The organism is Acinetobacter corruptisaponis (genome assembly GCF_030053775.1).
GTDB classification, from domain to species: Bacteria; Pseudomonadota; Gammaproteobacteria; order Pseudomonadales; family Moraxellaceae; genus Acinetobacter; species Acinetobacter corruptisaponis.
This window is the reverse complement of the sequence record NZ_CP125669.1, coordinates 3723443-3742241: the sequence shown is the minus strand read 5'-3', so window position 1 is coordinate 3742241 and position 18799 is coordinate 3723443. Positions and strand designations below refer to the sequence as shown.

General features: G+C 41.7%; 20 protein-coding genes and 1 pseudogene. 7 read left to right on the top strand and 14 right to left on the bottom strand.

Annotated features, from left to right (window positions below; all coding sequences use genetic code 11):
- The first annotated feature begins 60 nt into the window (after positions 1-60).
- Positions 61-933: an ATP-binding protein gene (locus tag QLH32_RS17835; RefSeq protein WP_283267383.1), complete on the top strand. Its 873-nt coding sequence runs from the start codon at positions 61-63 to the stop codon at positions 931-933.
- A gap of 49 nt (positions 934-982) precedes the next feature.
- On the opposite strand, the gene QLH32_RS17830 is transcribed toward QLH32_RS17835, so the two are convergent.
- On the bottom strand, positions 983-2509 hold the full coding sequence (locus QLH32_RS17830) for an esterase-like activity of phytase family protein (protein ID WP_283269373.1): 1527 nt from the start codon (positions 2507-2509) through the stop codon (positions 983-985).
- A 169-nt stretch (positions 2510-2678) separates the two neighbouring features.
- Here QLH32_RS17830 and QLH32_RS17825 point away from each other — a divergent pair.
- Positions 2679-2795, top strand: a pseudogene (locus tag QLH32_RS17825) (HPP family protein); the annotation flags it as partial.
- 94 nt (positions 2796-2889) lie between these two features.
- Here the strand turns inward: QLH32_RS17825 and QLH32_RS17820 are convergent.
- Both QLH32_RS17820 and tsaD read right to left on the bottom strand, forming a co-directional pair.
- Positions 2890-3387 carry a hypothetical protein gene (locus QLH32_RS17820; RefSeq protein WP_283267381.1) on the bottom strand — a complete coding sequence of 166 codons (498 nt, stop codon included), beginning with the start codon at positions 3385-3387 and terminating at the stop codon, positions 2890-2892.
- A gap of 181 nt (positions 3388-3568) precedes the next feature.
- Complete coding sequence (gene tsaD, locus QLH32_RS17815) at positions 3569-4576, bottom strand: tRNA (adenosine(37)-N6)-threonylcarbamoyltransferase complex transferase subunit TsaD (protein WP_283267380.1); 1008 nt, start codon at positions 4574-4576, stop codon at positions 3569-3571.
- Positions 4577-4721: 145 nt separating this feature from the next.
- Here tsaD and rpsU point away from each other — a divergent pair, with 145 nt between their 5' ends.
- Complete coding sequence (gene rpsU, locus QLH32_RS17810; protein ID WP_004652785.1) at positions 4722-4937, top strand: 30S ribosomal protein S21; 216 nt, start codon at positions 4722-4724, stop codon at positions 4935-4937.
- 23 nt (positions 4938-4960) lie between these two features.
- A complete protein-coding gene (locus QLH32_RS17805) occupies positions 4961-5407 on the top strand; it encodes a GatB/YqeY domain-containing protein (RefSeq protein WP_004677044.1) in 447 nt (148 codons plus the stop codon).
- 78 nt (positions 5408-5485) lie between these two features.
- Here QLH32_RS17805 and QLH32_RS17800 read toward each other — a convergent pair whose 3' ends face one another.
- From QLH32_RS17800 to QLH32_RS17760, 9 genes are all read right to left on the bottom strand, one after another.
- The gene (locus QLH32_RS17800; protein ID WP_283267377.1) at positions 5486-5845 is read right to left on the bottom strand and encodes a hypothetical protein; all 360 of its coding nucleotides are present in this window, start codon (positions 5843-5845) and stop codon (positions 5486-5488) included.
- Between the two features lie 44 nt (positions 5846-5889).
- Positions 5890-6255: a GFA family protein gene (locus QLH32_RS17795; protein WP_283267376.1), complete on the bottom strand. Its 366-nt coding sequence runs from the start codon at positions 6253-6255 to the stop codon at positions 5890-5892.
- Positions 6256-6273: 18 nt separating this feature from the next.
- Positions 6274-7656 (bottom strand): M48 family metalloprotease, encoded by a 1383-nt coding sequence (locus QLH32_RS17790; RefSeq protein WP_283269372.1) that lies wholly within the window; start codon positions 7654-7656, stop codon positions 6274-6276.
- Positions 7657-7838: 182 nt separating this feature from the next.
- Entirely contained in the window at positions 7839-8426 is a 588-nt protein-coding gene (locus QLH32_RS17785; RefSeq protein WP_283267375.1) for a 1-acyl-sn-glycerol-3-phosphate acyltransferase, read from the bottom strand.
- A 105-nt stretch (positions 8427-8531) separates the two neighbouring features.
- On the bottom strand, positions 8532-9497 hold the full coding sequence (locus tag QLH32_RS17780) for a 2-hydroxyacid dehydrogenase (RefSeq protein WP_283267373.1): 966 nt from the start codon (positions 9495-9497) through the stop codon (positions 8532-8534).
- 18 nt (positions 9498-9515) lie between these two features.
- The gene (locus QLH32_RS17775; RefSeq protein WP_283267371.1) at positions 9516-10163 is read right to left on the bottom strand and encodes a hypothetical protein; all 648 of its coding nucleotides are present in this window, start codon (positions 10161-10163) and stop codon (positions 9516-9518) included.
- Between the two features lie 315 nt (positions 10164-10478).
- Entirely contained in the window at positions 10479-11528 is a 1050-nt protein-coding gene (locus tag QLH32_RS17770) for an NADP(H)-dependent aldo-keto reductase (RefSeq protein ID WP_283267370.1), read from the bottom strand.
- 80 nt (positions 11529-11608) lie between these two features.
- Positions 11609-12967, bottom strand: a complete 1359-nt coding sequence (locus QLH32_RS17765; RefSeq protein ID WP_279960291.1) for an LLM class flavin-dependent oxidoreductase — start codon at positions 12965-12967, stop codon at positions 11609-11611.
- A 343-nt stretch (positions 12968-13310) separates the two neighbouring features.
- Complete coding sequence (locus QLH32_RS17760) at positions 13311-15038, bottom strand: glutamine--tRNA ligase/YqeY domain fusion protein (protein ID WP_283267369.1); 1728 nt, start codon at positions 15036-15038, stop codon at positions 13311-13313.
- A gap of 168 nt (positions 15039-15206) precedes the next feature.
- Between QLH32_RS17760 and QLH32_RS17755 the strand changes: the two genes are divergently transcribed.
- The 3 genes from QLH32_RS17755 to nfsB all read left to right on the top strand — a co-directional run bounded on the left by QLH32_RS17755 (position 15207) and on the right by nfsB (position 17214).
- Positions 15207-15716 carry a peptidylprolyl isomerase gene (locus QLH32_RS17755; protein WP_267979063.1) on the top strand — a complete coding sequence of 170 codons (510 nt, stop codon included), beginning with the start codon at positions 15207-15209 and terminating at the stop codon, positions 15714-15716.
- Positions 15717-15737: 21 nt separating this feature from the next.
- The gene (locus QLH32_RS17750; protein WP_283267368.1) at positions 15738-16454 is read left to right on the top strand and encodes a UDP-2,3-diacylglucosamine diphosphatase; all 717 of its coding nucleotides are present in this window, start codon (positions 15738-15740) and stop codon (positions 16452-16454) included.
- Between the two features lie 106 nt (positions 16455-16560).
- The gene (nfsB, locus tag QLH32_RS17745; RefSeq protein ID WP_283267367.1) at positions 16561-17214 is read left to right on the top strand and encodes an oxygen-insensitive NAD(P)H nitroreductase; all 654 of its coding nucleotides are present in this window, start codon (positions 16561-16563) and stop codon (positions 17212-17214) included.
- Between the two features lie 89 nt (positions 17215-17303).
- On the opposite strand, the gene QLH32_RS17740 is transcribed toward nfsB, so the two are convergent.
- Both QLH32_RS17740 and hfq read right to left on the bottom strand, forming a co-directional pair.
- Positions 17304-18164, bottom strand: coding sequence for a DMT family transporter (locus tag QLH32_RS17740; RefSeq protein WP_283267365.1), 861 nt, complete (start codon positions 18162-18164; stop codon positions 17304-17306).
- Between the two features lie 79 nt (positions 18165-18243).
- Complete coding sequence (gene hfq / locus QLH32_RS17735) at positions 18244-18756, bottom strand: RNA chaperone Hfq (RefSeq protein WP_267979059.1); 513 nt, start codon at positions 18754-18756, stop codon at positions 18244-18246.
- Positions 18757-18799 lie beyond the last annotated feature (43 nt).

The window sequence follows — 18799 nt, the reverse complement described above, 5'->3', positions numbered from 1 at the left end:
ATTTTAGCTATAGCAGTGATAGTATCCCTATTTATTGATCACTGAGTTTGGTTTGTATTTATGGCTATCCTTGATTTACCCGAATCTATTCTCCAGTCATTATCCAGTGTTTTAACACAGCTCCAGCAAGTTCTCCCTGCTCCAAGACAACCCACTGATTTTTCAGCAATTGCTTTTCGCTGGGAAAATCAGCAACTGGTCGCAATTCAACAACCTAAAAAAATGTATCTGGAAGACTTAAAAGGGATTGAACGCCAAAAAGACAAGATTATCCAAAATACCTTGCAGTTTTTAAATGGTTTCCCCGCCAATGACATTTTGCTGACAGGTTCCCGTGGTACAGGCAAATCCTCCATTGTACGTGCCCTGCTCACGGCATACTCAGTACAGGGTCTACGCCTGATTGAAATTGAGCGTGACGATTTATCAGATTTACCAAAAATTCAAAAACTGATCGCCGAGCGCCCAGAAAAGTTTATTGTCTATTGTGATGACCTGGCTTTTAATGCGGAAGACGAAAATTACCGCAGTTTAAAGAGTGTTCTGGACGGTTCGCTTCAATCTGGTTCAACCAACTTCATTATTTATGCAACCAGTAACCGCCGTCACTTATTGCCTGAATTTATGCACGAAAATACGCCTGTGCGTAAGGTTGATGTTCCGCAATATACCGAGTTGCATCCACAGGAAGCGATTGAAGAAAAAATCTCACTTTCTGATCGTTTTGGACTGTGGCTTTCATTCTATCCAATGGATCAACAGCTCTATCTGGAGATTGTGGAACATTATATTCGCAAGGCTGATCTGGAATATAATGACACAGTACGGGCTGAGGCACTGAGATGGTGTCAGGCACGCGGGCAGCGTTCAGGCCGTGCGGCATACCAGTTCTCAAAACACTGGATCGGTTCGCAGCAATTAAAAATGGTATAATTCGCTCAAATAAAAAGCCATCAATTGATGGCTTTTTCATCTCAAAAATTTACGGTATTGCTTTTAAATCCAATCCATCAATAATATATAAAGTATTACTGTCAATTTTTTTCTTATCCTGATCTAAATATTTCTGCTCCAGAACACCATTGGTTACCCATAGTGCAAAGTCATCATCATTGATTAAACCTAAACGCTTATGATCAATCAGCCACAACCCTTCCATTTTATCATGAGGGAATTTGACTTTCTCAATCATATCTAAAACCAGCGTTTTTGTTGGGGGTAAAATACCCTGTGTTTTTAACCCATCCCAACCTTTTGCTAAAACATATTGTTCTAAAGTTTGTCCATCAATGGTTAAACCCAGTTTAGCATCCTGTTTAATCTGAGCTGTTTCAGCAATATCTTCTAAATTGGTTGCATTACGCAAATCAATTTTATAAACACGTTTAAAAGCATTTGGATTATCTCGATAAAAATCCCCATCTCGCTCTAAAACTAAAAAGCTGGTATTACTTAAAGCTGTAATTGCAGAGTTGGAATAAGCTTTTGCTCCACCCTCCTGTTTATATAAATATTGCTTCACCTTTTTAGTTTCTAGATCAATAGTTACAATACGGGTTAAATCTGATTTATTGACTGCTGTTGTTGGATTATCCATCGTGGATTGTATAATCCCCACCAAGGTTTTCTCATCTGGCGTAATGGTTAAACCTTCCATGCCACGATTCGGGCGACGGTTGGCAAATTCCGCAGGCAGTAAATAGCCACCAACACGGCGGGTATCTTTTTCAAAAGCATTAATACGGTCTATTTCTACACCATTGGCATCATAATGAACAATATGTGGGCCATATTCATCACTCACCCAAAAGCTACCATCTTTCATGGCAACCAAACCTTCTGCATCTAGACCATATTCATCCGTTTGACGGCTTAATAATTTGCCATAAATGTCGTAAGCTGCTTCTTTGGTTGCACCAAAATTGGCATTAGGTAGACCCGAAATATTTTGCCCATTACGATCCTTAAGTAAAATTTCCTTAATCTTTTTCACTGTGCCATTGGTTTGTACTTCAAATAGACCAATACGCGGCACATATGCTGGATCAGGAAACATCTTGCCATTGTCTTTATTTAAGTTGTAATCGGCATTGGGGCCTCGATCTGTAATGGCATAAAATTGGTTTTTATTGGTTGGATGTGCCACCAGATCAGAACCGAAACCACCTTGTCTAAACTCAATGGTATTGCCCGCCTTTGCCCCATCTGCAATACCTTTCAGATGATCCATCACCTGATAAGTGAGCTGCACCCCCCGAGCGAAAGCATTTTCTGTGATACAACTCGGCGTGGTTTGCTGAATTTCATCAGTCTCTAAAATTCCATTATTATTTTTATCTTGCCCTGTCAATTTAACTGTTCCACCCAACCAGCAATCCCGATCACCAAAGTTTAAGGTCTGCTCGGTACTTAACATTTTTGCTGTATTTTGATTGTCATCATGGTCACTGCCACAGCCCATTAATGCCAAACTGGTAAGAATTGAAATCAATAATACTTTTTGCTTCATCATAATAGCTACCCCATAAAATTACTGCTGTAGCCTAATCTTCCGAAATGACAAAACCATGACCATTGAATGACAGTTCTTAAAATCATGTGATAACCAAGCAAGCTTTTAATTAGGGTCTGTTGACATTTAAAACATGTACCTTGTTATCTCGCTCTTTTAGTGAGCCTTATCAGGTTCAATTGCATTGGTGTGTATTGCTTACTTAGTCAATAATCTTAAATCAGAGAAGAAATGGTCTGTGTATGGATTGGTTTTTATCCATAGTAAAAACAATCTTGAATAAATTGCTATCATTCTTCTTATTATTCAGATATTAATTTAAATCTCGATGCAGAAAAATAAATTTTCCCTGCATCAATTTTTTATTTTATAGATTATCAATATTCTTTTGCCAACTTTTCCAATGTGATGAGCATTTTTTTCACGACAGCTCTTTTATGTTGCAACATATTCTTGATATTAGCTGGATTGAAACCTGTTAGTTTTGCAATACCTCGACTGGTCATGTATTCACCCGTTTTTTCAAAGTGCTTTTCACTTAACTCTGTTTTGGCATTAGAGAAACGAACTGCCAGCTTATAATCGTTAAACTCAGACCAGGCACCCGTTTTATATTCCTGAAAATCAAATTTATTCTGATGGGCGGGTTTGTCGCGAAGAATATTGTTCAAGCGATTGACCACAATTTTTTCTTCACTGTCTTCTATCAATTGATAAAGTTCAGTTTCCTCAAAAGTTCGCCCTAAGGAAATATCCTTTCTAAACTGTTCAATCACTTTATCATTTTTTTCTTTATTTTCATTAGATTGAATAAGATTTAGAATCTTAAACAAAGACTCTAATCGACCACAGGTAAAAACATAAGAAATTTTCAACTTCTGAACTCCGCTAATGAGTTTTAGCTCATCAAAATAAATAATTTATCCAATACTTTAACACAATAGCGTTGACTCCAAGCCATTGCCATACATATAAATAATGGTTTGATTTTTAAATAAAATAAGAACGTAAACCGATCTAAAGCCTATCAACCAACAAGAATCATCAATTCTATTTTTAGGTTGGTTGCAACTCAGTCATCGGCCATCTTGGTGTTGTGGTGACAGCCAAACCATCATGCTGCCCAGCCTTTAAACGTTGATAACCTGCGAACGCAATCATTGCGCCATTATCGGTACATAAGGCAGGTTCAGCATAATAAACCTGCGCCTTAATTTTTTTCAGTGAGGTTTCCAATTGCTCACGTAAACGCAAATTTGCACTGACCCCGCCTGCAATCACCAAACGTTTTAAACCTGTTTGCTTTAAGGCTTTAACCGATTTTTTAACCAATGTATCGACAATTGCTTCCTGAAAAGAGGCAGCAATATCAGCATCACGGTTTTCTTCACCCAGTTTTTTTAACTGCACAGAAACCGCTGTCTTTAAACCACTAAATGAAAAATCCAAACCTTGATGTAACATTGGACGAGGAAACTCAAATGCTAGGGCATCCCCTTGCAATGCAAGTTTTGCGATGTTTGGCCCACCTGGATAAGGCAGCTTCATCATTTTAGCGACTTTATCAAAGGCCTCACCTGCCGCATCGTCAATCGACTCCCCCAGTAATTCATATTGACCAATGCCATAGGCTGCCATCAACTGTGTATGTCCACCTGACACCAATAATGCAACAAATGGAAATTCTGGTGGATTCTCTGAAAGTAATGGTGCGAGCATATGCCCTTCCATGTGATGCACACCAATTGCAGGCTTATTAAAGGCAAATGCTAAAGTACGACCAAACAATGCGCCTGTCATCAAGGCACCCATTAGCCCAGGTCCACGCGTATAGGCAACTGCATCAATCTGGCTTTTCTGAACACCACTTTGTTCAAGTAGTTGATTGATCAGGGGAATCATTTTACGGACATGGTCACGCGAAGCAAGTTCTGGTACAACCCCGCCATATTCGGCATGCAGTTTGATCTGGCTATATAGAACCTGTCCAAGCAAGCCGAGTTCACTGTCATAGAGTGCCAACCCAGTTTCATCACACGAAGTTTCCAAGCCCAAAACAATCATTTAACTGCCTTTACATCGTTTAAAAATAATGTCGGGGCTATTATAGACTTGTGATCTGAGTTGTAAATGAGTAAAATAGTGCACTTCACTTGTGATCTGGCGTAATGGTACGTTAGGTCTATCCCATCATCTTAGAGGATTTTACATGCCACAAGTTAAATTGAAAGAAGGCGAACCAGTAGACGTAGCTATCCGTCGTTTCAAGCGTTCATGCGAAAAAGCGGGTGTTTTAGCTGACGTTCGTAAGCGTGAGTTCTATGAAAAACCAACTCAGGAACGTAAGCGCAAAAAAGCTGCTGCAGTTAAGCGTTATCAAAAGAAATTGACTCGCGAATCTGTACGTACTACTCGCCTTTACTAATTAATTTGTGATTGACTGCTGATATGACCACTTTAAAAGACCAGATTACCGACGTATTAAAATCATCTATGCGTGCCAAAGATATGGCAACGGTAACGGTTATTCGTGGTGTACAGGCAGCAATTAAGCAAATCGAAGTCGATGAACGCATTGAGCTTGATGATGCTCAGGTTCTTGCGGTCATTGAAAAACAAATTAAACAACGTAAAGAATCGATCAAAGCCTTTTCTGGCGCTGGTCGAGATGATTTAGCTAGTAAAGAACAAGCCGAAGTTGAGGTTATTTCTCAATTTCTACCAGCAGCTATGACTGAGGAAGAACTTGATTCTATCATTGAGCAAACGATTGCTGCTCAAGAAGCTACTAGCATGAAAGATATGGGTAAGGTGATGAATTCTCTACGTCCGATCATAGCCGGGCGTGCCGATCCTGCACAAGTTTCTGCCAAAATTAAAGCAAAATTAAGCTAATCTGCTTAACGTCTCTTTAGATTCCCTATTTATTTTAAAACTGGATTCATTTTTAACAATGAACCCAAAGTCTTTCTATTATTTAAAATCACACTGAACATTATATTTGGCCAGCATCTGCATCTCTTTAGACTCAGCCACTTGTTTAATTAAATCCTGCTTGGTCATACTTGCATATTGCGGTGGTAATGATGAACGGTTTTGTTCAATCGCACCTGACATATCCTGAATGTAACGCTGGTTAATGCCACAATATTTAGCTTGTTGCTCAGGACTAAATTGAGAGAGCTGAGGGTCTAGGCTACGTAAGAATCCGCGCAAATCCTGCGCATAGGTTTCCCTGATTTTATCTACAGCATTGACATATTGCTCAATGGATGCAGCAAAACTGTTCCCCATACAACCAGTCATAAAAATAAAAAAAATAAACTTCTTCATAAATCTTTTAACTTCATCAATGAATATGACTTACCACCATCATCTTATCGTAATTCAATAAAACTTGGTTTATGTTCAGTAAAAAATTCTTCTTGCGGTGCTGGAAGATTCCCCTCAGTTACCGTTCCCAAACGCAAACGGATGATATTAGGTAAATCGGTACGATAAGAATAAATTGGACTGGCACAATGTTGGCAAAATACGCGGGCCTTATTTGGAGTATGAAAATATTCCCTGAGTTGTTCCTGCCCTGATAAAAATTCAAATTTTTGTTGATCTATAGGGCTATTCCATCCTGCAATGCTGCCCTGTGCCTGCTGACAATGTTGGCAATAACACAAAATACTATTTTCGATTTCCCCATGATATTGATACTGCACTTCCCCACATAGACACTGCCCTTTAATCATTTCTATTTTTCCTAATTTTTAAATTTTCATACGGCGATCATCTTGCATCTGTTTCAAGCGCGAGTCAATTTTTGCTGACATTGCCAAGTTACCTTTTGCCAAGCGTTGGGCATGTAGCATGGATTTAATCGCATTTTCTTCATAGCCAGACCAATATTCAGCTTCCGCACGATAGCACAGCACATTTACCGCTTGCAGTGGTGAACTTTTATCAAGATTGGTCGCCTGCTGTAAAAGCTGCCATCCCTCTATATCACGCTGATTTTTTCTTATAAAGCGCTGTACCAGAGTTTGTGCCTGATCAATCTTGCCTTGGCGGATTAAGACCTCAGCCAATTTATAGGATAAAGCCCGATTTTCAGGCATGGTTTTTTGTAGTGAACTGATGCTGTCATACGCCTGACCGAACTGGTTTTGTCCCAGATAAATATCGGTTTGAATCAGGGGAACCAGAATATGCGACTTTAATTTTACCTTAACTAGATCAAGGTTGGACTGTGCCTGAGCATAGTCTCCCTGCATCAGATAAAACTTGCTAAGCGCCAATAAGCCCGCGATATTCTTCTGATTGGCAAGCGCCTGTAACTGGATTTCTGTCGCCTGATTTGAGACAACCTGTGTGTACCATTTTAATATGTCAAAATCGAGGTCATAGATTTTAGACTTGACTTGAGGCAACTGATTGGCACGTAACCGCGCCTCACTCATACGTTCTGTGGTGAGTGGATGCGTAAGCCAGAAATCAGGCAAAAAACTGACTCGACTGGTTGCCCGATGCATGGTTTCAAAATAATCAGCCATGCTTTGCGGATTGTAGCCTGCCGCGTACATAAACTGCATGCCGATACGGTCAGCCTCACGTTCCTGATTTCGACTATAGCTGAGTTGCTTGTCCATTAAGGCAGCCTGCGTTCCGAGCATAACAGCAGAGCCTACATCACTATCTGACTGTGAGGCAATCGCAGCCCCGACAATAATACCAGCCAAAGCCAATAGCCCCTGTCCCTTAAATGCCTCTTGCGAACGGCTATAATGTCGTTGTGCAACGTGTGCTATTTCGTGCGCCATCACCCCTGCAATCTCATCAAGATTTTTTGCTGAGGTAATGAGTCCCGTATTGAGTGCAAACAAGCCGCCTGGTACAGCAAACGCATTGATCTGGGGGTCTTTGATAATGACCAATCCAATCGGTTGCCCTAGTTGGGTTTGGCTTAAGATACCTGAGAATACCTGTAGAAACTGATCTTCCAGCCATGCATCCTGAATGGTGGGCATCTGGCGATGCACTTCACGATATACCTTTTCACCAATGAGCTTTTCTTTTTGTTGATCAAGTAAACCAATACCGCTTCCAATGTCAGGCACTTCCGTTTGACCCGTATTTTGCGTAGGCAAAAAAATCTGGGTATGGCTGAGTTGGGTGGTGGCAAAAAGGCCACATGCGAGCAATAAAGATCTCAAGTGGTTTCTCTAAGGTATAAATAAAAAATGACTATAGCATTGAAAATAGGAGAAATTTGCAACGAAGTGTTATAAAAGGCAGGAAAATCCCGCCTTAGTTTATATTTTTGAAATCAACCAAATTATTTATTATTCGCATAGCGTTGGTCAACGCTAAATTTTTCAGGATGCTTTGCATTGATTTCAGCATAAAATGCCATGATTTCAGCCATATCCTGTTCATAGTTTCCTGTTGGGTAGATCATTTTTCCAACCCCTGTTTTTTTCTTGGTATAGTCCATATAGGCTAAAGCAATCGGTACGCCTGCCGTCATAGCGACATGGTAAAAACCAGTTTTCCACTGCTCCTGTTTTGCACGTGTCCCCTCTGGCGTCACCAGCATTACCAATTTAGGATGCGTTTTAAACAGGTCACTCATCAGTTGGACCATGCTTGGACGTTCCTGTCCCGCTTGCTTCACACTACGGTCGATCCCAATACCGCCCATTGCACGGACAAAAGGCCCAAATGGCAGTTTCATGTAGCTGTCTTTAATGGTTAGACGTACATTGACACCCAATGCTTTCAATGCCAAACGTGCATATAAGGCATCCCAGTTACTGGTATGCGGGGCAGCAATCATGACACACTGGTCCACATTCAGGTCCCAGTGATTATCCAGTTCCCATCCCATTAAATTTAAACTTTTCTCAGCCAATTTCTCAAACACAAGCAAACACCACAAAGACAAATTACAAAGGGCGCAAGTGTAGCAATATTCACCAGTTTAAAAAGATGGCGTAGATGAATAATTCAGCAATCAAGTTGTAAGCATTTATTCGAATTTTGGATTAACCAAATAACGTGGGACACGGTCTTCCAAGGCATCCACCAGATTCTGGTAGGCCAGATTGACCATTTTCTTTCGGGTTTCAATTGTAGCAGAACCAATATGCGGTGCAGTTACCACATTTGGAAGTTCGAATAATGGAGAGCTTTGTAATGGTTCCTTGGCATATACATCCAAACCCGCAGCAAAGATTTTATTTTGCTGCAATGCATCAATAAGCGCACTTTCATCAACCACCGAACCACGCGCAATATTGATGAATACAGCATGTTTCTGCATCAGGTCAAACTGCGCCTCTCCAATCAGTGCCTGTGATTCATGATTTAAGTCAACCGCAACCACAATAAAGTCAGATTGCTGTAGAAGCTGGTCTAAATTACGATATTGCGCATTGAATGCCTGAGCCACCTCAATTTTTTCACGGCGGTTATGGTACAGGATATTCATGTTAAAGCCATAAAAGCCACGTCGGGCAATGGCTGCGCCAATATGGCCCAGACCAATAATCCCCAGTGTTTTACCGAACACATCCACACCAAATTGTTCAGTCGAAACGGTGCGTTTCCATTGCCCCTGTTTGGTCCATGTATCCAGTTGTGGAATCTTACGTGCTGCACTCAAAAGTAAACTAAAAGCTAAATCGGCGGTGGTTTCGGTAAGCACATGCGGGGTATTTGCCAGCCAGATTTTTCGCTGATTTAGATAATCCACATCATAATTGTCATAGCCAACGGAGATGGTCGAAATAATCTTGAGCTTTTGTGCAGGAGCTAAATTGCTTTCATTGAGTAAACGTCCTGCACCAATCATGGCATCAGCATCAACCATTTCAGTACGGATTTGCTCATTGATCTCACCCAGTTTTGGGTTGAGCACCACCACCTGATAATTTTGCTGTAACCGCACTAAAACATCTTGATCTATTTGACTAAATACGACAACTTTCTTCATTGTTGGAATTCCGATCTTTTATTGCATCAGTTGCCACAGTCGTCTTTTTAACAAAGGCTGGGCAATCATTTCTTCTAAACTTGCTAAATGTAGGATATTAGAGTGCTGGATAAAATCGAGATGACCTAGACATAGAATCTTTTTATTCATGGCTGTCGCATCCAGGAAACCCTGAATATAGGAGGGCAAGCCACGGCTTTCCTGAAAATCAGCCAATGGAAAAGGCCATTTTAACTCGGCATACTGCCCCAGTTTCGCTTTCTGGATATTTTGCCAGAGTTGTTGCTGTGCTTCATTGAATCGACTACTTTCCACTAAAATTGCACAGCTTTCCAGAATATACATTTGTAACTCAAAGCTTTGAACCTGTGTTTTGACAATAACCTGCTCTTTGTCAGGCATCATCTCAACAACGTTGGGTTTTACAATGATTTCAGTCTGATCCAATGGTTCAACCATCGTGATCGGCTGAACTGGTTCATGCTTTATTTGTAGCTCAGGCTTATTTTGTGATGGCGTTTCGAATTGTATTGGCAAGGACTGAATCTGTTCAGCCTCTTGATCTCGCCATAAGCTCGGCACGGTATTTTTTTCGCATACGACTTCTCTAGGAATCCAAACATCTATTCCCAAAGTTGCCAATATGTTTCGCTGCCGCCCGATCATCTTCGCTATTTATTCCTTTCATCTATCAGTATGTACAATGTTAAAAATATTTATAACATAACGTTCAATTCCTCATAGTCTAGCATAAACCACCCCACCCTAAATGGCTTGCTTTTGTGCAATCACATTAATCCCTCTATTTTACCTCTCCCTAGCCCTCTCCTAATAGGAGAGGGCATATCATAAATATAGTAAGGTCCTCCCCTTTAGGAAAGAGACCTTATGAGTGAATACGAATCAGCATACTTTATAGGACACTACAAGAAACCCTTAAAAAGTTTCTCATTGCTTAGGCTATTTAATGGGGATAAAACGCTAAGGTGCTGGATTCGGATGGGATAAATGAATCTGCTCAATTGCCTGAATAATTTCATCATCCAGTTGCAGATCAATACTGCCAATATTGGTTTTGAGCTGCTCCAGATTGGTTGCACCGATAATATTACTGGTTACAAAACGTCGGCTATTCACATAAGCCAACGCCAGTTGTGCAGGGTCTATTCCGTGCTGCCTTGCCAGTTCTACATAACGCTGGATGGCATTTTCAGCCGCCTGACCTTTATAACGGGCAAAACGTTCCCATACTGTTAAACGTGCACCAGCAGGCTGTACACCATTTAAATACTTCCCTGTCAGGGCACCAAACGCCAAAGGAGAATAGGCCAGCAAACCAACCTGTTCCCGAATTGCAATTTCTGCATTGCCAATTTCAAAACTACGGTTTAACAGGTTATAGGGATTTTGAACCGAAACCACACGCGGTAGACCCAAATTTTCAGAATACTTTAAAAACTGGCTAATTCCCCAAGGTGTTTCATTAGAGAGGCCAATATGGCGAATTTTCCCCGCTTTTACCAGATCAGCCAAAACCGTTAAGGTTTCCTGAATGGGAACCGTGTCTTCATCTTCAACATGGCTATACCCTAACTCACCAAAATGGTTGGTGCTACGGTCTGGCCAATGCAGTTGATACACATCAACATAATCGGTCTGGAGTCTTTGCAGACTCTCATGCAATGCCACCTCAATATTGGCACGGTCCAGCTTGGTTTGTCCCGAACGGAAATGGCTCGCCTGAATTAATTTTCGTGATGGACCAACCACTTTGGTTGCAATCAACACCTGATCACGTTTTTTCGACTGCTTTAACCAATATCCTATGTATTTTTCCGTTAAGCCCTGAGTGTCTGGTTTAGGTGGTACTGGATACATTTCTGCGGTATCAATCAGATTCACACCACGCTCTACAGCATAGTCGAGTTGGGCATGTGCTTCATCTTCCGAGTTTTGCTCGCCCCATGTCATTGTTCCCAGCGCAATCACACTGACATCTATATCAGTTTGACCTAATTTTCTATATTGCATATTTCACTCAAATCATTGTTTTCAGTTCAATGGTGACAAGTTGCCACCATTTTTCAAGGCTAGAAATGTTTAGCGTAATCCTAACTTGCCTTATGTTGTTCAGCAGCTTGTCGAGCCAACACATATTGATTTTCTGGACGTGCCAGACCTAAATTTTCACGCAAAGTTGTACCCTCATATTGGGTACGGAACAAACCACGACGTTGTAATTCAGGTATAACCAATTCCACAAAATCATTCAAACCTGCTGGCGTACTTGGTGGCAAAATGTTAAAGCCATCCGCCGCCTCATTTTCAAACCATTCCTGCAACTGGTCGACAATTTGCTCAGGTGTACCAATCAACTGCCAGTGTCCGCGAGCGCCTGCCACCCACTCATACAGTTGACGGATACTAAAGTTATTTTTCTTGGCAATATCGGCAATGAGGGCTGGTCGGCTCACCATGCCCTGTCCCTCACTTAATTCAGGAAATGGACCATCCAGATCATATCCCGAGAAATCAAAGCCACCACTTAAACCACTCAATAATGCCAAGCCTGCTTCTGGATGGATTAAATCAGTCAATTGTTGATATTTTTCCCGTGCCTCTTCCTCAGTCCGTCCAACAAATGCGGAAACCCCAGGTAAAATCAGAAGCTCATCAGGTGATCGTCCATATTTCGCCAAACGGCTTTTCACATCACGATAAAATTCCTGTGCATCTTCCAGTTTTTGATTGGCGGTAAAAATCACCTCGGCATAACGGGCTGCCAGATCACGACCTGGTCCAGATTGTCCTGCCTGAACAATCACAGGATAGCCCTGTGGTGTACGAGGTACATTCAGCGCACCCTTGACTGAATAATATTTACCTTTATGGTTCGGGTTATGAACTTTCTCAGCATCATAGAACACACCTGATGCTTTATCGTGAATGAACGCATCATCCTCCCAGCTATCCCACAGCTTTTTAATCAGCTCGACATATTCCTGCGCACGTTCATAACGTTCTGCATGTGGAATCTGTTGCTCGTAGCCAAAATTGGCAGCGGCTGCTTCCGAGGCAGAAGTCACCACATTCCAGCCCGCCCGACCATGACTCAAATGATCCAGTGAGGCAAACTTGCGTGCCAGCAAATAAGGCTCTTCGTAGGTGGTGGAAGCTGTTGCAATAAACCCAATATGCTTTGTCACGGTGGATAATGCGGCAAATAAAGTCACAGGTTCAAAGCCAGCAACCTTGTCGCTCAACCCAGTTTTTTCAGCCTGTCCAAAATTCACTGCCAAACCATCCGCCAGAAAATAGGCATCAAATAGACCTTTTTCAGCAAGCTGAACTTGTTCCTTGATAAAATCAAAATCTACCGCTTTTGAGGGTTGGGATTCTGGATGTCGCCATGCCGCAACATGCTGTCCAGTTGCGGGAATAAAAGCACCTAATCGAATTTTTCTACTCATGTCTTGCTCCAAATTTGTTGTTAAAAATGCAATCAAAGATTCACCTCTAACATTACAAATTAGATGCCATATGTTTTTATATTTTAAATCAATAATTTAAATAAATTAAAAATTCTCTATGCTTTTCACTCAACAGAATCTTGCTGAGTCTATGCTGCAAAATCAGCAGTTTTACAAATTATGGATAAATTGAAGTTCATCAAGCGCAAAAATACGGTAACAACCTGTATTTTTTTGAATAAACCCTTTTATGTTATTTGAATATGTTTATATCCAATCAATTACAAAATAAAAAACCGAGTTAATCGCCTAACTCGGTTGATTATCCATTCTTGAATAAGTGTTATTTCTTCTCGACCTTGAAACTATCCTTTAAGTCAAGAATACGGTTAAACACAGGTTTTGCAGGAACATGATCATACTGGTCCGCCACAAAATAACCTTCACGTTCAAACTGGAAACGGTCTTCTGGTCTTGCCTGTGCCAAGGCAGGTTCAATCACCGCCTGAACCACCTTTAAAGATTCAGGATTTAAATGTGCCAAGAAATCATCATCGGCATCAGGTGCAGCTTCTGTAAATAAACGCTCATAGACACGTACTTCGGCTGGAATACCTTTTGTTGCCGATACCCAGTGAATCACGCCCTTAACCTTACGTCCCTCAGGATTCTTGCCTAAAGTTTCAGGGTCAATTGAGCACTTCAATTCAACCACTTCACCATTGGCATCCTTAATGATTTCATCACACTTGATCACATAGGCATGGCGTAAACGTACTTCACCATCGGGAATCAGACGCTTAAAGCCTTTAGGTGGTACTTCTTCAAAGTCTTTACGGTCAATATAGATTTCACGCGTTAATGGAATCACACGCTCGCCCATATCCACATTCGGATGACGTGCATGGGTTAAATCGAGTTCTTCTGGCAAATTGGTGAGCGTCACTTTTAAAGGATTCAACACTGCCATACCACGCGCTGCGGTGTTTTCCAGAGACTGGCGAATACAGAACTCCAGCATTGCCACATCCACAATACCATCGGTTTTTGACACACCAACACGCTTACAGAAATCACGCAAGCCCTCTGGGGTAAAACCACGACGACGCATCCCCACCACGGTTGGCATACGCGGATCATCCCAACCATGAACATGATTACCCTCAACCAGCTTACGCAGCTTGCGTTTAGAGGTGATGGTATAGTCAATGTTTAAACGCGATGATTCGTATTGGCGTGGCACAGCCTGAGAGTGGACTTTCTCAACCACCCAGTCATAGAACGGACGATGGTCCTGAAACTCCAGGGTACAGAGTGAATGGGTAATCCCCTCAATTGCATCAGACAATGGATGAGCATAGTCATACATTGGATACATTTTCCACTTGTCACCTGTCTGGTGATGTTCTGAGTGCAACACGCGATAAAGGATTGGATCACGCATATGCACATTTGGGCTTGCCATATCAATTTTGGCACGTAAAACCGCTTTACCCTCGCCCAACTCACCATTACGCATCTGTTCAAAACGAGACAGATTTTCTTCCACAGTCGCATCACGGTATGGTGAGTTTTTACCTGGCTCCACAAAGCTACCACGGTTCAACTTGATTTCTTCAGGTGTCTGCAAATCCACATAGGCATCACCCTGATTAATCAATTGAACTGCCCATGTATAAAGCTGATCAAAGTAGCTTGAAGCATAGCGAGGTTCACCATTCCAGTGAAAGCCCAGCCATTTCACATCGTTGGCAATGCCATCCACATATTCCTGCTCTTCAGCATCTGGGTTGGTATCGTCAAAACGCAGGTTACATACGCCGTCAAACTCTTCGGCAATTCCAAAGTTCAGGCAAATTGCCTTTACATGGCCGATATGCAGATAACCATTTGGCTCAGGTGGAAAACGTGTCACCACTTTCTGGGTGCGGCCATCTTTTAAATCATCGGTAATCACCTGACGTACAAAGTCCAAGCCTGCCTGTTGTTCTTGCTGCGCAGCATCGACAGAGGCATGAGTATTCGGTGTCGGGGTCTTTGGCAGTTCTGAAACAACATCATTTGGCTTCATAGGGTGTAAATCACTTCTTACGGTTAAAAAAATAGAACATAAAAACGCAATCTTTGCTTTTTATCAAAGATTTTAACGTTTTTTACTTGCCTTGTAGTTTACAGTTTGCTTATGCTTCTCTCAACCAAAAACCCATGGTCACAAGCCCATGTTTAGGAGATTAATGTAATGAGTTTTCCTCAAGTCGAATTAAATACCAATAAAGGTCGTATTGTTCTTGAGCTTAACGCTGAAAAAGCGCCAAAAACGGTTGAAAATTTCTTAGAATATGTACGTGACGGTTTCTATGACGGTGTGATTTTCCACCGCGTGATTGATGGTTTTATGATCCAGGGCGGTGGCATGGACGAAAACTTCAAAGAAAAGGCAACCCGTGACTCAATCGAAAATGAAGCGGACAACGGCTTAAGCAACGATGAAGGTACTATCGCGATGGCACGTACCCAGGCGCCTCACTCTGCATCTGCCCAATTCTTCATCAACGTTAAAAACAACTCTTTCCTGAATCACACAGCGCCAACTGCACAAGGCTGGGGTTATGCAGTATTTGGTAAGGTTGTTGAAGGTATGGATGTTGTAAGCGCAATTAAAGGCGTACGTACAGGTAACCGTGGTTATCACGCAGATGTTCCTTTAGAGAACGTTGTGATTGAATCTGCTAAAATTATCTCTGAATAATTTGATCCAACAGGATTCTTTGTGACCCATCTGTTTATATCAGATTTGCATTTGTCACCTGATCACCCTCGACTGGTTCGGGGGTTTTTAGACTTACTAACACAATATCAACATAAAAACACCCAGCTCTATATTTTAGGTGACTGGTTTAACGCATGGATTGGGGATGACTACACCGCCCCTTGGCTGGATGAAATCGTTCAGGCTTTAAAAGAGTTCAATCATGCAGGCAATCAGGTTTATTTTCAGGTCGGTAATCGTGATTTTGTTCTAGGGAAAAATTTCCTCAAGCAATTTAATGGAATCCTGCTCCCTGATGTCTATACGCTGGAAATTAACCATCAAAAATTCCGTCTGGAGCATGGCGATGCCCTATGTACTGATGACGTTGCCTATCAACGCTTTAGAAGCGTAATCCGCAATCCAGTTCTGCTGGGTTTATTGAAACGGACCCCATTAAGCTTTAGACAGAAACTTGCCAATGGTTTCCGTAAAAAGAGCAGTGAAACCAAACAGCTCAAAAACTATGACATCATGGATGTGAATGCCCAGGCTGTAGATTCAGTGATAGAAAAGGTGGATTTTTTAATTCACGGTCACACCCACCGCCCAGAAATTCATTTGTTGGGCAATAAACAACGTATTGTTTTGGGAGATTGGCGAGCAGATTCTGCATGGATTCTAGAAATTAACGAACAAGAAAATAGCAGCCTAGATTTTAAAAAGTGGACCTATTGATCTTTATTCCATTCGACTTTTATCTATATCCAAATCACATTTAGACACTTTTCCTACCTGATAGATCCAGTAAAATAAACTGATTTTTTTATTTGGTTGATAATAGATGGATTCCCTACACACCGCAAAAACACGTTACACCACCAAGGCATACGATGCGAGTAAAAAAATTCCAAAAGAACAGTTTGAAAAATTATTAGAAATTTTACGTTTCAGCCCCTCTTCCGTAAATATTCAGCCCTGGCATTTTCTGATCGCAGAAACAGATGAGGCAAAACAACGCATTGCAGCAGGTTTAACAGGTGGCTATGCTTATAATGCCGCAAAAGTGCTCAATTCTTCACATACCCTAGTTTTCTGTACACGCACCGATATTTCCAATGAATATCTTGAGCAGTTACTTGAACAGGACCATAACAGTGGCCGCTTTAAGGATGAGGCAGCAAAACAAGGACAAAGAGATACCCGTTCGGGTTATGTTGAGTTTTACCGTAATGAACTCAAGAATCTTGCAGCATGGATGGAAAACCAGACCTATATCGCCCTTGGACAACTGTTATTCGCCGCAGGCCTGGAACACATTGATGCCACACCAATGGAAGGCTTTGACAGAAATATTATTAATCAGGAATTTGGTTTGGCTGAAAAAGGCTTGAAAGCCTCCGTGATTGTGGCTTTGGGCTATCGTAGTGAAAATGATTTCAATGCAAAGCTACCCAAATCACGCCTTGCGGATGATGTGATTTTTACCCGTTTATAATTATCATAATACGTGTGATTTGTTTGTAAGGGCAGATTAACTATCTGCCCGAATTAAAGTGTGTTCTGATGGAATGAAACCATTAGCCCCTACAACATCATCGCTTTTGCCAAACACAATACAGCCAGTACTCCACAGACCAAGCCAATCCATGTATAGGCTTTAAGCTTTTCCCTAAACAGCATTACCCCACTGACTACCCCCAGAATCACCACAAGAATGTTCATACCCGCAAACACAATTGCTGGTGTGTCTTTCAGCATTATGTGTGCCTTAACATACAGGGCAATATTGGCAAAATTGATTGCACCAAGGACTAGACCTGCAAAAATATTCTTGGGCTGCCAATTCGGCTGGGTGATGGAGAGATAGGCAATTGATAAAACAAACGCCATAATAAAGGTGAGATTCAATGTGACTGCAAACTGTAGGCCCAGACTACTGCTATATTTAAGTAAGATATCAACCGCAGCATAGCCTGCCCAGACACAAAACAGAAACAGGGCAGATTTTAGATTTAGGCCTTGTGTGGCTTTCTCCGCCGCCTGCCCAAGGATAATCGCCAAAATTGCCACCACACCCAAAGCAACACCAATCAGCTTTAACTGGCTAAACTGCTCACCAAATATAAAATAGGCAGCCAATAAAGAAAGGATCACTGCCAAACGCTGGGCAATTTCTGTTTTCACAATACCCGCAAACTGCAATGACTTGGCTAAACATAGAAAGATGCTAGGTAACAACACCGCCAAAATTAAAATCAGCCACCACGGCGTATGCTGCCATGAAACATGGGTGATATCTGTTTTAAACCAATAGGCGCATAACACACTGGCACTTAAATAGTTCCACGCAATCATTTGCCAAACATCAAAACCTTTTTCTTTCAGATATTTCAGCAAGATTGACACAATGACGCTGCAACAGGCAGCCGCAACAATAATTTCCATGAGATGTATTCTAGCTTTTTAGACACAAAAAAATGCCAGTCTGAAATAAGACTGGCATTTTTTAAAGAACATCAATCAATTAACGATTATTTTCGTCTTCTTGACCATCTTCAAATTTAGTTTCGCCGTCGAAGCCGCCTTGACCACCAAAGCCACCCTGATGACCGAAGCCACCCTGACCACCGAAGCCGCCCTGACCACCGAAGCCGCCCTGACCACCGAAGCCGCCCTGACCACCGAAGCCACCTTGACCACCGAAGCCACCACCTTGACCACCGAAGCCACCACCTTGACCACCGAAGCCACCACCTGTAGCCTGACCACCACCAAAGCCGCCAGCAGCGCCTTGTGCAGGGAAACCACCAGTGCCTTGAGCACCAGCTGGACGTGGGTTACGTGCAGGAACGACAGTAGAAATCGCATGCTTATAAACCATTTGGCTTACTGTGTTTTTAAGTAAAACCACATATTGGTCAAAAGATTCAATATGCCCCTGCAATTTAATACCGTTCACAAGGAAAATAGAAACTGGAATACGTTCTTTACGGAGAGAATTTAAGAACGGATCTTGTAAAGTTTGACCTTTAGACATTTTTAACTCCAAAAAATTTTAAATCAGCGCAAAAAAACTATCT

Excerpts from the sequence above, each read along its gene's own strand:
- QLH32_RS17835 (WP_283267383.1), top strand. The coding sequence starts at position 61 with ATGGCTATCCTTGATTTACCCGAATCTATTCTCCAGTCATTATCCAGT.
- QLH32_RS17830 (WP_283269373.1), bottom strand. The coding sequence starts at position 2,509 with ATGAAGCAAAAAGTATTATTGATTTCAATTCTTACCAGTTTGGCATTA.
- tsaD (WP_283267380.1), bottom strand. The coding sequence starts at position 4,576 with ATGATTGTTTTGGGCTTGGAAACTTCGTGTGATGAAACTGGGTTGGCA.
- rpsU (WP_004652785.1), top strand. The coding sequence starts at position 4,722 with ATGCCACAAGTTAAATTGAAAGAAGGCGAACCAGTAGACGTAGCTATC.
- QLH32_RS17805 (WP_004677044.1), top strand. The coding sequence starts at position 4,961 with ATGACCACTTTAAAAGACCAGATTACCGACGTATTAAAATCATCTATG.
- QLH32_RS17800 (WP_283267377.1), bottom strand. The coding sequence starts at position 5,845 with ATGAAGAAGTTTATTTTTTTTATTTTTATGACTGGTTGTATGGGGAAC.
- QLH32_RS17795 (WP_283267376.1), bottom strand. The coding sequence starts at position 6,255 with ATGATTAAAGGGCAGTGTCTATGTGGGGAAGTGCAGTATCAATATCAT.
- QLH32_RS17780 (WP_283267373.1), bottom strand. The coding sequence starts at position 9,497 with ATGAAGAAAGTTGTCGTATTTAGTCAAATAGATCAAGATGTTTTAGTG.
- QLH32_RS17775 (WP_283267371.1), bottom strand. The coding sequence starts at position 10,163 with ATGATCGGGCGGCAGCGAAACATATTGGCAACTTTGGGAATAGATGTT.
- QLH32_RS17770 (WP_283267370.1), bottom strand. The coding sequence starts at position 11,528 with ATGCAATATAGAAAATTAGGTCAAACTGATATAGATGTCAGTGTGATT.
- QLH32_RS17765 (WP_279960291.1), bottom strand. The coding sequence starts at position 12,967 with ATGAGTAGAAAAATTCGATTAGGTGCTTTTATTCCCGCAACTGGACAG.
- QLH32_RS17760 (WP_283267369.1), bottom strand. The coding sequence starts at position 15,038 with ATGAAGCCAAATGATGTTGTTTCAGAACTGCCAAAGACCCCGACACCG.
- QLH32_RS17755 (WP_267979063.1), top strand. The coding sequence starts at position 15,207 with ATGAGTTTTCCTCAAGTCGAATTAAATACCAATAAAGGTCGTATTGTT.
- nfsB (WP_283267367.1), top strand. The coding sequence starts at position 16,561 with ATGGATTCCCTACACACCGCAAAAACACGTTACACCACCAAGGCATAC.
- QLH32_RS17740 (WP_283267365.1), bottom strand. The coding sequence starts at position 18,164 with ATGGAAATTATTGTTGCGGCTGCCTGTTGCAGCGTCATTGTGTCAATC.
- hfq (WP_267979059.1), bottom strand. The coding sequence starts at position 18,756 with ATGTCTAAAGGTCAAACTTTACAAGATCCGTTCTTAAATTCTCTCCGT.